At 43.2% G+C, this 12,648-nt stretch carries 10 protein-coding genes; 6 read left to right on the forward strand and 4 right to left on the reverse strand.

Going from position 1 to position 12,648, the window contains the following annotated elements:
* The first annotated feature begins 16 nt into the window (after positions 1 to 16).
* Both ACH784_RS14150 and ACH784_RS14155 read left to right on the forward strand, forming a co-directional pair.
* Positions 17 to 2,902 carry an insulinase family protein gene (locus ACH784_RS14150; protein ID WP_404391234.1) on the forward strand — a complete coding sequence of 962 codons (2,886 nt, stop codon included), beginning with the start codon at positions 17 to 19 and terminating at the stop codon, positions 2,900 to 2,902.
* A 242-nt stretch (positions 2,903 to 3,144) separates the two neighbouring features.
* Positions 3,145 to 3,552 carry an ExbD/TolR family protein gene (locus ACH784_RS14155; protein WP_404391236.1) on the forward strand — a complete coding sequence of 136 codons (408 nt, stop codon included), beginning with the start codon at positions 3,145 to 3,147 and terminating at the stop codon, positions 3,550 to 3,552.
* A 57-nt stretch (positions 3,553 to 3,609) separates the two neighbouring features.
* Here ACH784_RS14155 and ACH784_RS14160 read toward each other — a convergent pair whose 3' ends face one another.
* Complete coding sequence (locus ACH784_RS14160; RefSeq protein ID WP_404391238.1) at positions 3,610 to 4,818, reverse strand: iron-containing alcohol dehydrogenase; 1,209 nt, start codon at positions 4,816 to 4,818, stop codon at positions 3,610 to 3,612.
* A gap of 128 nt (positions 4,819 to 4,946) precedes the next feature.
* Between ACH784_RS14160 and dbpA the strand changes: the two genes are divergently transcribed.
* Entirely contained in the window at positions 4,947 to 6,335 is a 1,389-nt protein-coding gene (gene dbpA / locus ACH784_RS14165; RefSeq protein WP_404391240.1) for an ATP-dependent RNA helicase DbpA, read from the forward strand.
* Between the two features lie 81 nt (positions 6,336 to 6,416).
* Here dbpA and ACH784_RS14170 read toward each other — a convergent pair whose 3' ends face one another.
* Positions 6,417 to 6,917 carry a lactoylglutathione lyase family protein gene (locus ACH784_RS14170; protein ID WP_404391242.1) on the reverse strand — a complete coding sequence of 167 codons (501 nt, stop codon included), beginning with the start codon at positions 6,915 to 6,917 and terminating at the stop codon, positions 6,417 to 6,419.
* A 93-nt stretch (positions 6,918 to 7,010) separates the two neighbouring features.
* Between ACH784_RS14170 and ACH784_RS14175 the strand changes: the two genes are divergently transcribed.
* Together ACH784_RS14175 and ACH784_RS14180 are read left to right on the forward strand one after the other, a co-directional pair.
* On the forward strand, positions 7,011 to 7,886 hold the full coding sequence (locus ACH784_RS14175; RefSeq protein WP_404391244.1) for a LysR family transcriptional regulator: 876 nt from the start codon (positions 7,011 to 7,013) through the stop codon (positions 7,884 to 7,886).
* Positions 7,887 to 7,964: 78 nt separating this feature from the next.
* Positions 7,965 to 8,684 carry a tellurite resistance TerB family protein gene (locus tag ACH784_RS14180; protein WP_404391246.1) on the forward strand — a complete coding sequence of 240 codons (720 nt, stop codon included), beginning with the start codon at positions 7,965 to 7,967 and terminating at the stop codon, positions 8,682 to 8,684.
* A gap of 40 nt (positions 8,685 to 8,724) precedes the next feature.
* Here ACH784_RS14180 and ACH784_RS14185 read toward each other — a convergent pair whose 3' ends face one another.
* Positions 8,725 to 9,654 (reverse strand): LysR family transcriptional regulator, encoded by a 930-nt coding sequence (locus ACH784_RS14185; protein WP_404391248.1) that lies wholly within the window; start codon positions 9,652 to 9,654, stop codon positions 8,725 to 8,727.
* Positions 9,655 to 9,792: 138 nt separating this feature from the next.
* Here ACH784_RS14185 and chrA point away from each other — a divergent pair, with 138 nt between their 5' ends.
* Positions 9,793 to 10,947 carry a chromate efflux transporter gene (gene chrA, locus ACH784_RS14190; RefSeq protein ID WP_404391250.1) on the forward strand — a complete coding sequence of 385 codons (1,155 nt, stop codon included), beginning with the start codon at positions 9,793 to 9,795 and terminating at the stop codon, positions 10,945 to 10,947.
* Between the two features lie 45 nt (positions 10,948 to 10,992).
* Here the strand turns inward: chrA and ACH784_RS14195 are convergent, their stop codons facing one another.
* A complete protein-coding gene (locus ACH784_RS14195) occupies positions 10,993 to 12,609 on the reverse strand; it encodes an RNA polymerase sigma factor (protein WP_404391252.1) in 1,617 nt (538 codons plus the stop codon).
* Positions 12,610 to 12,648: the final 39 nt, after the last annotated feature.

Here is a 12,648-nt window from a genome sequence, read left to right on the forward strand (position 1 = left end):
CAGAGGACGACACCTGATGAAAAAAGCATTTACGATTAGTGCACTGGCTTTAGCACTTGCTGCTTGTTCAAACACTTCGGATAACAACACACAAACAACGGCAAGCAACACACTTGCGCCACTCAATAAGCTTGCGGTTAGCCCGAACGATCAGCGCGGGTATAGAACGTTAAAATTAGAAAACAACATTGAAGTTATTTTGGTGTCAGATCCAACTACTGAGAAATCAGCGGCGGCGTTGAACGTTGGCGTCGGTTTATTACAAGATCCAATGACCCAACAAGGTATGGCGCACTACCTTGAGCATTTACTGTTCTTAGGCACTGAAAAGTATCCAGACACCAATGAATATCAAGAGTTCTTAACTCAAAACGGCGGCGTATCAAACGCATCAACTTGGTTAACTTACACAAACTATATGTTTAAAGTGAATAACGACGCCTATGACCAAGCCCTTGATCGCTTCTCTGACTTCTTCAAGTCTCCTAAGCTTTATCCTGAGTACACAGAAAAAGAAATCAATGCCGTTAACGCTGAATGGTCAATGCGCCGCGAAATGGACTTTTTTGGTCAATTTAAATTATCGCGCGATATGATGGGCGAACACCCAGCTAACCGCTTCTTAATCGGTAACTTAGAAACGTTAGGCGACAAAGAAAACAGTAACCTACATAAAGAAACCGTTGAGTTTTATAACAAATACTACTCAGCAAACATCATGAAAGTAGCGTTAATTAGTAACGCAACACTGGATGAGATGGAAAAGTTAGCGAAGAAACACTTTTCATCAATTAAAGATAAGGGCATCGAGAAACCACAGGTTAAGGAAGAAATTAACTTTGCTGAGTTAGGTGGTAAAAAGATTTACTACAAGCCGAATCAAGACTTAAAACAACTCAAACTCGACTTCACCGTTCGTAATAATCAAGACCAATTTAAGTTCAAGCCTAATGCGTTCGTGTCTTACCTACTGGGCTCTGAAATGCCGGGCACACCCGCTCAGCAATTAAAAGCACTAGGGTGGATAAGCTCGCTTAATGCAGGCGGGTCGCCAAACCACTATGGTAACTATGGTGAAATGTCTATTACCCTAAATCTAACTGATTTAGGTATGCAAAACCGCGACGAAATCGTTGCCATCATCATGCAGTACATTGACCTTGTTAAAGAAAAAGGCGTTGACGAAAAGTACTACAAAGAAATCAAAACTTCGCTTGATAACGAGTTTAGATTCTTACAAAAAATCGACGAGTTCAGCTATGCCGCTCAGTTAGTAAATAGCATGCAAGATTACCCGCTGAACTACAGCATAAATGCGCCTTACTATTTTGGTCAGTTCAATGCCAAAGCGGTTGATGACGTGCTGTCACAATTAACCCCTGACACACTGCGTATTTGGTATACCAGCAAAAACGAAAAAGTCGATCAGAAGCAGCATTTCTATGCTGGCGAATACCGCATCGAAGGTATTGCGCAGAGCGAAATTGCAACTTGGAAAAAACCAACTCAAGTGGCGTTAGCACTACCAAAAGTAAACCGTTTATTGCCTGAAAACTTCGACCTTAAAACTGCAGGTATGAAGCAAGCAACGGCTGAATTAAAAGTTGAAAAAGACGGCGTAAAAGTATGGCACTACCCGAGCCAACTTTTTGCAGAGCAACCTAAAGGCATTTTAAAGATTGATCTAAATGTGGGTGAAGCGAACGCCGATATTAACACCCAAGTGTCACTTGCGCTTTGGTCTGATCTTTACAATCTTCAGCAAAGTCTGCTTCAAGCCGAGGCTGATGTTGCCGGAATTAGTACACGTGCAACCACCAGCAATGGCATGAGCCTGTTACTAAACGGCTTTACTGATAAGCAAGATCGCTTACTGTCAGAAATGCTTGCAACGCTTATTCCTGAAGTGAATGACACTAACTTTGCACAAGCGAAAGACCGTTTAATTCGCGGTATCAAGAACTCACAAAAACAGTTCACCGTTCGCCAGTTATTCCCAGCTCTAAGAAACTTAACAGAAGCCAATAACTTTGAAGATGATGCGTTTATAGCTGCAGCACAAAAACTTGATGTTGTAAGCTTCAAAGCACATTTAGAAACACTACTTAAAGCAAACCAACCACGTGTATTTGCGTTTGGTAACTACAACCAAGACGACCTTGAAAATGTTGCTAAGGTTATCAGTAAGACTCTTGGTCGCGATCACAAGCAAACGAGCTTTGCGAAAACAAAAACCATCGCACCACTACCACAGCAGGTTTTAAGTTATCAAAAAGACACTGCAGCTGCCGATAACGGCCTGTTAGATATTCATGTTCACCGTAAAGCAGGCTTCAAACAAAAAGCCATTGCTAATGTATTGGCTAAGCATTTCAGCCACGAAGCGTTTAACCAATTAAGAACTGAGGAGCAATTGGGCTACGCTGTAGGCGCGTTCTACTACCCTGTTGATGACTATGCAAGTATTGGCCTTTACATCCAATCACCGGTTATGGACCTAGTACAAGCGCAAAAACGCTTTGATGACTTCAAGGTTGAGTACAAAGCCAAGCTAGACGCACTGACACCTGAGCAATTTGCAGCTATTAAACAAGGTGTATTAGTGAGCCTCACTGAAGCACCAAAGAATATGTACGATGAAGTGTCTCCTATCTTCTCGGATTGGTATAAAGAGAACTGGAATTACGATTCTAAGCAACAGATGATCACTGAAGTTCAGAACGTAAAATTGGCTGATATCAAACAGTTCTACGATGAAACGTTAGCGAATCCTAAAGCATCTCGCATTAACGTGCAGCTTCGCGGTGCAAACTATCAAGACAAACCGTTTGCCGAAATTAAAGGTCAAACTAAGATCACTGACATCGCCGAGCTTGCTGGCAAAGTCAGTTACCAACTTTAAAGAGTAATACCAATCCTCTTAATTAAGTGATCTATTTTGAGGATTGGTATAAATGTAAGCCCATCAGGGCTTGCTCCTACTCATATGCCCCCAAGGGTTAACCTAACGGTTAACCCTTTTTTTATCTAAATTTGATACAGGCTTCGGTTTATTGTGAAGAATTGTAAATATTAACACCAGGTTAAAGGTGAGGTTACAAACCTGGTCTAGGCTGAATATTGAAACAACATGGAGATAATAAAATGATAAAAACAGCTAAAGCACACATGCAAGAAAACCTCAGCGTAGACATGAATCCAATGCTAGACATTGTTTTCATCTTATTAATCTTTTTTATTGTTACCGCCAGTTTCAATAAAGAAGCTGTATTAGACATAGAACGGAACAACTCACCGACATTGTCTGTCACACCAAAAGTGACCCCACAGTTCACCATAGATGCCAGCAACAAGGTGTATTTAAATAATCGCCAAGTTGAAATTGACGCAATAAACGTCAACATCGCCAAACTGGCAGCCAATGCAGACATTACCGCAATCAGTGTTAGAGCCCATGAAAACAGCCAACACAATACGCTGGTTGCTGTTTTAAATGCGATTAAAGAACAAACCTCTGCACCTGTTGCACTGGGTGAAGTGTTAGCGAACTAGTAAAAATATTCATAATTAGAACATGGGGGCTATACTGCCTCCTAACTCAATGCTTTTCTAAAACGCGACTTCTCGCTCTCCCGCTTTTACCGCATCTAAAATTCGAATTACTTGATTAAGCTTCATCGCTTTGGGCACAGAGTAAGAGTCATTAGCCTCTCGCAATGCTTGTTTCGCTATCTTGAAAAAGTCTTTTTCTAAAAGACTATCTAGAGACTTTTCTATTTGTAGTTCATCAGACAACTGATCGATTCGTTTAATAAAATTATGTGCCAACTGCTGTTCGGGCTGCTCTGAGTCATAGCCTAAAATTGCGCTTTCTATTTCGGCAAGTTGATTTAAACAATGCGGTTTATTGAATCTTAATACTCTAGGTAACACCACCGCATTGGCTAAGCCATGGGGGGTATTGTAATGGGCACTGAGCTGATGAGAGATGGCATGCACATAGCCCAAGCCTTGTTTACTAAACGCATAGCCCGCCATAAACGAGGCCAGCGCGACCATTTCGCGTGCTTCTAAATCTGCACCATTTTTATAAGCACGAGGTAAATACTCGAGTAATATACGAATTGCAGTTAAGGCATCACTCTGTGCATCATTAAAGTGCACCCGTGCAAGATAGGCTTCAATGGCATGAGTCAGTGCATCCATGCCGGTATAAGCGGTGATCGCAGCCGGTAATGAGGCAAGTAAATCGGTATCGAGTCCTGCCGCGAGTGGCACAAAATCAGGGTCTAAGAAAAACGCTTTTTGATGTGATACAGGATCGGAGATCACCGCTGCAACCGTTACTTCAGAGCCGGTACCAGACGTAGTTGGCACCGCAAACAAAGGGAGTGGCTTGTTTCTTACCCGCATCATGCCAATGAGTTTTTTAGGTTTATTGCCATTCGTAAGCGTCGCCGCAACCACTTTGGCAATATCAATCGCAGAGCCCCCGCCTACAACAAATATACCATCAGCCTGAATACTCTGAGCCAGAGTCACACTGTTTTCGACTTCTAGCATGGTCGGATTCGGCACAACTTCATCAAAGACGGTAAACTGACAATTGGCATCAGTTAAAAGCTGCGTTAAAGCAGACAGTTTACCGCTTTGCGTCATAAAGCCATCGGCGATGATCAATGGGCGCTGTACACCACTGCTCACCATCAACTTCGCCAATTTCAGCATCGCGCCACTGCCCGTTATCAAAGTGGGTTTGTTAGCAGGAAAGGCACTTGCTAAAAACTTAATGCCCCATTTATTAATTGCAGCGCGCATAGTCAAACTCCCCTGTTAAAAATATGACATCAAATAGTATAATTACTCAACAATAAACTAGCTAAGCCTGAGTCTCAAGCCATGCTATACTCTCGCCAATCAATTTTTGTAACTCAAAGAGCCTGACCTTGACGCAACAGCTATTTTCTCAAACATCACTTTCTCGCGATTTGTTAGACAACCTAGAATCATTGGGTTATCAGCACATGACTGACATTCAAGCGCAAACACTGCCATTAATTTTAGCAGGCAAAGATGTGATTGGTCAGGGTAAAACAGGCTCAGGTAAAACGGCCGCGTTTTCTTTAGGTTTATTGCATAACCTCAATGTAAAACGTTTTCGTGTGCAGTCGCTGGTCGTATGTCCAACGCGCGAATTAGCCGACCAAGTTGCGGTAGAAATTCGCAAGCTTGCTCGCGCTATTCACAATATCAAAGTACTTACTTTATGCGGCGGTGCGCCGATGGGCCCACAAATTGGTTCGCTTGAGCATGGCGCCCATATTGTTGTTGGCACACCAGGTCGAATTGAGGAGCATTTACGCAAAGGTCGTTTAGACTTAAGCGAAGTAAATACCTTTGTGCTAGATGAAGCTGACCGCATGCTAGAAATGGGCTTTGAAGACGCCATTGAATGCATTATTGAGCACTGTCCTGCACAACGTCAGAACTTACTCTTCAGTGCGACTTTCCCACCAAAAATTGAGCAACTGGCTAAGCATGTAATGACTGCACCTGAAAAAGTGACTGTCGAAGCAAGCCACGAACACAGCAACATCACCCAATATTTCTATGAAGTAGACAACAACGATGTGCGCTTAGATGCCGTACAAAAGCTATTACTTGAATTTCAACCAAAGTCAGCGGTGATATTCGCTAACACCAAAGCTGAGTGCCAAGCGGTATGTGATGAATTACAACAACTTGGGTTTGATAGTGCCGCCCTTCATGGCGACCTAGAACAAAAAGACCGTGACCGTACTTTAGTGCGCTTTGCTAACAAGAGCTTAACCATTTTAGTAGCCACCGATGTTGCAGCTCGCGGTATTGACGTTGACCATGTTGAAATGGTGATAAATTACCATATTGCCCACGACCCTGAAGTACACGTGCACCGAGTAGGCCGTACTGGTCGTGCTGGTAATACGGGTATTGCATGTTCACTGATGAGCTACAAAGAGTCTCATAAAGTAAATGCCTTAGAAGATTATTTAGATATCACCATTGAGCCGAGTGACCTGCCAAGTGATGCCGTATTTAACAATCCAATTACCCGTGCACCTATGGTGACACTACAAATTGATGGCGGCAAAAAAGCCAAGCTACGTCCGGGTGATATTTTAGGTGCTTTAACGGCGAATAATGCGCTTAAAGGCAGCCAAATCGGTAAAATTAAAGTGACTGCCATGGCCTCTTTTGTTGCTGTTGAACGAAAAGTTGCAGGCAAGGCCTTAAACGTGATTGGTGAAGGTAAAATGAAAGGTCGTAACTTCAGAGTGCGTAAAATCAATCGCTAATTTGCAAACTACTGAAAAGTAAGCTTAAGCGTGTTTTAAAAATGTGCTCACATGCGTGAGCACATTCCTCTAAATGCTAACTTAATAAGCACCCGCACTGTAGATTAACTCATAGCTATGGCTATAAATTTCTAAAATATTGCCAAACGGGTCTTCCATATAAATCATGCGATAAGGCTTTTCGCCCGGATAATAGAAACGCGGTTTTTCCATACGCTTTTTACCACCCGCAGCCACGATTTTTTCAGCTAGCTCTTCAACGTTAGGATCTTGCACACAGAAGTGGAAAATCCCAGTCTTCCAATATTCAAAATTATCTTCAGGGTTTTGTTGGTTTTTAAACTCAAAAAGCTCCACACCAATGCGATCACCTGTAGACAAATGCGCGATGCGAAAACGCTCCCATCCAGCACCAAATACGTCAGTACACATTTCGCCAATGGCACTGTTATCTTCTGTGATTTCGGTTGGTTCCATAATCAAATACCAACCTAACACCTCAGTGTAAAACTTAACGGCTTGCTCCAGATCTGGAACAGAAATACCAATATGTGAAAAGGTTCTTGGGTAAACTGTGTTCATATATGCGCTCCTATAAAGTACAGGAAATAGTCTACGCAATCGGCTATCATTATTTGAAATTATAAATTCTTATATTTTTAAGTACATTTACTAATGATTAATCCAGTCTTCTTGCGTACCTTTTGCACACTCGTCGAAACCAAGCATTTCACTAAAACCGCTGAACAGATGTTTATTACTCAGTCCGCGGTCAGTCAGCATTTAAAAAAACTTGAAGACCTATTGGGTGAACGGCTTATTCAAAAAACAGAAAAAGGCTTTGTACTAACACCAACCGGTGAACAAACCTATCAAGAAGCCAAACAAATCGTTGCCACCTTACAAGGCTTCAAAGAAAAAGTAACCACAGACTCTGAGCATGTTGGTGTGGTAAAGGTTATGTCACCAGGCAGCATAGGTTTGCGCCTATATCCACAACTATTAGCGCTGCAAATACAGTTTCCTGAACTTATCATTCACTATCAGTTTGCGCCAAATAGCAGCATTATTAAGGCATTACAACAAGGTGACATTGATATTGGCTTAGTCACAGAACACGCAAACTCAAGCCTACTGAACTTCGAAGAAGTAGCTCAAGAGCCACTACTGCTTGTGCTACCATCACCGATTGATAATCTCTCTCTCGACTCCTTAAAACAACTTGGTTTTATTAACCACCCTGACGGGCATCACCATGCCAATCAACTGCTCAAAGCGAACTTTACTGAATTCACGCATATTAAGGACATAAAAGAGAGTGGCTTTTCAAACCAAATTGGCTTGATCTTAACCCCAGTGAGCTTAGGGCTTGGCTTTACGGTTCTGCCTCAAAGCGCAGTGGCTAGCTTTGCAGAACCTGAAAAAATTCATATTCATGAACTCGAACAGCCAAGTATGGAACCTGTTTGCCTCGTCACGCAAAACAAAAAGCGCACCGCCAAACGGCTTTTATTCGTGCACAACAAAATTAAAGCATTACTGCAAAACTGACGTGCTTTGTAACAAATATGGGCTTTTAATTTTAGGTTGCTTCTCTTAATCTGGGTACATAAAGAGAAGGAGACAACAATGAAAGACTTACAAAAGTTAGTCGGCAGTCTTAATAAATCAGGTGCCCTAAGTGGCTTTTTAGGAGGCGTCGCTGGCGGCGGTTTGACTAGCTTAGTCAGCGGTAAGAAAAGTAAAAAAACCGGAAAAAAAGCCGTTAAATATGGTGCTCTTGCTGCGGTAGGCGGTCTTGCTTGGAAAGCCTACAAAGAATATTCAGAGCAAAATAAAGCTGCACAGCAGCAAGCTGATAGTCGCGCTTATGACAGCGCCATGAATAAACGCAGTCACAACCAAGCACATCAAGAGCATGCTTCCCAAGGTCGTACTTTTGACTTCACACCTGCTTATATGCCGGAGCAAAGCTTTGAACAAGTGGTTGAGGACGAGTCGGGCTCAGGCCAATTAATTATTATGCGCGCCATGATAGCCGCGGCTTATGCTGATGGTCATATTGATGAAACTGAGCGCCAAAAAATCTTTGCGCAAGTTGAAACAATGGAGCTGACCGTTAACGAAAAAGCCATGTTATTTGATGAGTTAAGAAAACCTATGACGCTCTCTGAGTTAGTGCAATCAGTGCCTGACGCACAAACAGGCATTGAGGTTTATGCCGCGAGTGTCAGCGCCATTGATTTAAACCAACCGATCTCAAAGCAATACCTTGAAGCGCTTGCCAATCAACTTTGCCTGCCTAGAGAGCTGGTGCAATCTATCCATCATCAGTTAACTGTGTACTAGTTTAAATAAAAGCGAGTTCGCTCGCTTTTAACCTCTCGCACTAGACTAGAACTTTTTCTAACACACTACGTAACCAACGGCTTTTGTCATCTTGAGTTTTCACCTCAGGCCAGATCATTGCAATATCAAAATCAGCAACTGCTATCGGCGGCTCCAACATAGACAACCCTGCTTGCTCGGTGGCCAAAGCTGCCATTTTCCTCGGCACAATCGCTATCAAGGCGCGCCCTTTAAGCAAAGTTTGAACAGTTAAAAAGTTACGACTTGCTACGGTAACTTGACGCGATAAACCATGCTCTGCCAAAGTTTTATCAATTTGAGTTGCCAACTTACCATCTGGGCTCACTAAAGCATGCTCAAGCTTTGCAAATGACTGCAAACTTAATTGACCATCGGCTGAGAAAATAGATGAATCTAAAGCCGATAAATCAGCCAAACACACATGCTGTTCAGTGTATAGATGCTGACTGCTAAAACCATCAGCCAAAAGCGGCATACTACCGATAATGATGTCGAGCTTTTCTTGCTCACAGATTTGCTCATAGTTACTGCGATTCACATTTATCAAGCTGATCTGAGTATTGGGAGCTTGCGCTCGAATAGCATCATAAATCGCTGGCGCAAATATCAGTTCGGCGTAGTCAGTTAACCCTATTCGACACACACCTTGATAATGGCTGGGAGAAAAAGGCTCACTTTGCAAAATCTGTCCAGAAACGGTATCGAGCAACACGCTGATTTTAGGCGATATCTGATGTGCACGTTCGGTTGGGCACATTTGATGCCCTTTTCTTTCGAATAATACATCACCTAAAAGCTGCCTTAATCGAGCAAGACTATGACTCATTGCCGATTGGCTCACACAAGCATGCTCTGCAGCAATACTGACGCTACAATGGCGATACAGATACGAAAATGCCACCAGCAGATTTAAATCAATATGTCGCCACTGCAATTCTTCTTTACCCATTTGTTTCTCTAGCTCACTCTAGCCCAGTAAATCCTAAATTATTCATAGTTAGCATAAATACTATTAATTTGAATCATGCTAAGTGAATTTTTACACTATGGGCATACTTATAACAACCTCGCATTTTGCGTCTTGCGTATGCTTTCTATTTTTAAAACTTTTTTCTGGCTTGGCTGGATAAGCTTTGGCGGGCCAGCCGCTCACATCGGCTACTTTAGAAAAACCTTTGTCGAGAAGATGAAGTGGCTTGATGATAATGAATATGCACAAATCGTTGCGCTCAGTCAGTTTTTACCAGGCCCGGGCTCTAGCCAAGTCGGCTTTGCACTGGGTTATAAACGCGGCGGCCTGTTAGGAGCCTGTACGGCATTTTTAGGTTTTACTCTACCATCCATTCTGATCATGATAGGTTTAGCCTTACTTTCAAGCCAAGTCATGGATACCAGTGCTTTTCAAAATGTAGTGCATGGCTTGAAGCTACTGGCCGTGGTAGTGGTTGCCGATGCTGCTTGGGGTATGTATAAAAACTTCTGTAAGAACACGCTATCGGTAAGCTTGTGCTTGCTCACGGCAATCGCGCTATTAGTCATGCCAAGCATCATAATGCAAATCGCCTTATTAGTTTTTGCAGCTATCGTGGGCACACTGTTTTTACAATCAGAGCAAAGCAGCTTAGCTAATGAAAAATCAGCTCCTTTCAAGCCGAATCTCGTCCCGCTAATCTTATTTATCGGCTTATTGCTAGGGTTACCATTTACTGCGCACATCGCGCCAGAGCTTGGTTTGTTTAATGACTTTTATCAGGCGGGCAGCTTGGTATTTGGTGGCGGCCATGTGGTACTACCGCTACTGCAAAATATCGTCGGAGATCAGCTCAGCCAAGATGCGTTTTTAACGGGCTATGCAGCTGCACAAGCTGTACCAGGACCTATGTTCACCTTTGCGACTTACATTGGCTATGAGCTACTACCAAACAACCCAATTGCAGGCGCGCTCATTGCCACAGCGGCGGTGTTCCTTCCGGGCTTTTTATTATTATTAGCGGTATTAAAGAACTGGCAACAGCTGGCGCAAAAACCAAAGGTTGCGGGCGCTTTAACAGGCGTTAACGCTGCCGTCGTAGGTCTACTTGCTGCGGCGCTATATCAACCTGTATTTATTAGTGCAGTACTACAGCCACTTGATATTGCCTTAATATTAGTGGGTTTTTACTTAATGAAACAGCTTAAACTGCCTATTATCTGGATGGTTGCTTTCTTTATGTTGGCAGGCTTTGCCACTGGCTTTATTTGAGAAAAAGCTGAGAAATAACGAGTTTTAACTTAGAAAACGCGCTGATCACTTCAGCGCGTTTTTTCTCATTCTGGCGCTGACTTTATTCGAATGCCACGCCGCTGGCACAATCACAAATACCGCAATGAGTCCAAGCACCCAAGCATAATACTGGTTAATGAAAGATAAATTCGTCAATTGCGCGGCGAGTTCGTTATTTGCTTGCTCAGCATACGCAATTGCGCCAATGGCACCGTTTACGGCAACTGCAAAGCCACCACTCACAGCTCCCTCCCATGCCAATGAAGACAAAGACGAAAATGCCTGATAGCCAATGGCTGAGGCGCCAAATGCCAAACCACCTATGGCCACCGTGCCTGCGGCCAGTAATCCAATGCCTACTGCCCCTACACTTAAAATGCCGAAAGAAATAATACCCACACTAATAGGCGCGATAGCAATCCCGCCCCATGCAAACAGCAACCCATACGCTTTACTTCCACCTGCTATCCAACCAACGGCGGGGTTGTCTGTTTTTTCTGGCATGGCAAATTGCATATGGATCAGTGGCACACCGAATAAACGAATAGGACTGATGTACTCCCTTTGCTTGGCATTGGGTTTATCTTGCTCTGCACTAAAGGCTTCAGGGTTAAAAAGCCGCTCTTGCGCCCTTAATTGCTTCATAGCATTGAATGCGTGTTTTACTAACCAGATATAAGCCGCAACGAAGATGAATACGCTAAGGTGCGCAACTAAGGTAATTTCATCGACATAATTTTGCTGTGCATAAGCAAGTGGTTTGAGTAATAACAAAACCCCAACAAACAGCGCGGCAACGAACATAAATAAGAATACGCTTTTTTTCACTAAGCTTTTTTCTCGCTCTGTACGAGATTGATCCAGACTGGCTCTCAAACCAAAATACGCACTCACAACCCCAGATGCTGAGCCCAACACAGCCATGATGCTAGCAAAGTTAAACCCTGCACCTGCTTTAAAAGCACCTAAACCTGCTGCCGCTTTAGCCGGTGGTGCAATGTCGCTGATTGCAGACATGACCGCAGAAGTAAAGGCCAGACCCGGTTTTGAATGTTTAAGCGAAACTTCAACAAGCTCAGTAACCGCCTCTTTCATCATCTTCCGACCTCGCGACAAGCGCTGCTTTACGGTGTCGACCGATAAATCCAGTTCACTGGCGACACGCTCAACGGATTGCTGCTCTCGGTAAAATAAAATCAGCGGTGCACGGTAAGTATCATCGAGTTGCTCAAGCACTTGCCACATCAACGCTTGTTGCTGCGCTGAAATTGCGTTGGCCTCAAGTTCTGCGTTTTCAGCACCAATATGCTCTGCGCTTTCTAGCTGTTCACTGTGCTTTTCTGCACTTGAGGCGTGCTTGCGATAATGATGACTTATCTTAAATTTAAGAATGCCACACAACCAAGCCTTGAGTTTATTTGGGTCGTGCAAAGTATCGAGCTTTCTCCACGCCTCAACAAATGCATCTTGAGCTAAGTCTTCACTGTATTTGATATCGCCCACGGCTGAATAAGCCAATGAACAAAGTAGTGTTTGGTAGCGCTCTACTATTTCGCAAAAAGCACTTTTATTGCCGCCAAGCGCGCGCATCACCAAAGCCGCATCATCAAGTGTTTTATGTTGTTTTGCTGTATTGAACATGCCTCAAGCCTGTTTTTATCTTCTTCTTTTTATAAGTGC

It is taken from the genome of Pseudoalteromonas phenolica, assembly GCF_044788725.1.
GTDB lineage: Bacteria > Pseudomonadota > Gammaproteobacteria > Enterobacterales > Alteromonadaceae > Pseudoalteromonas > Pseudoalteromonas phenolica_C.

What these genes read in the sequence shown, in the direction of transcription:
- ACH784_RS14180 (WP_404391246.1), top strand. Translation starts at nt 7,965, where the DNA reads ATGAAAGACTTACAAAAGTTAGTCGGCAGTCTTAATAAATCAGGTGCC.
- ACH784_RS14175 (WP_404391244.1), top strand. Translation starts at nt 7,011, where the DNA reads ATGATTAATCCAGTCTTCTTGCGTACCTTTTGCACACTCGTCGAAACC.
- ACH784_RS14185 (WP_404391248.1), bottom strand. Translation starts at nt 9,654, where the DNA reads ATGGGTAAAGAAGAATTGCAGTGGCGACATATTGATTTAAATCTGCTG.
- ACH784_RS14150 (WP_404391234.1), top strand. Translation starts at nt 17, where the DNA reads ATGAAAAAAGCATTTACGATTAGTGCACTGGCTTTAGCACTTGCTGCT.
- ACH784_RS14195 (WP_404391252.1), bottom strand. Translation starts at nt 12,609, where the DNA reads ATGTTCAATACAGCAAAACAACATAAAACACTTGATGATGCGGCTTTG.
- ACH784_RS14170 (WP_404391242.1), bottom strand. Translation starts at nt 6,917, where the DNA reads ATGAACACAGTTTACCCAAGAACCTTTTCACATATTGGTATTTCTGTT.
- ACH784_RS14155 (WP_404391236.1), top strand. Translation starts at nt 3,145, where the DNA reads ATGATAAAAACAGCTAAAGCACACATGCAAGAAAACCTCAGCGTAGAC.
- ACH784_RS14160 (WP_404391238.1), bottom strand. Translation starts at nt 4,818, where the DNA reads ATGCGCGCTGCAATTAATAAATGGGGCATTAAGTTTTTAGCAAGTGCC.
- chrA (WP_404391250.1), top strand. Translation starts at nt 9,793, where the DNA reads ATGCTTTCTATTTTTAAAACTTTTTTCTGGCTTGGCTGGATAAGCTTT.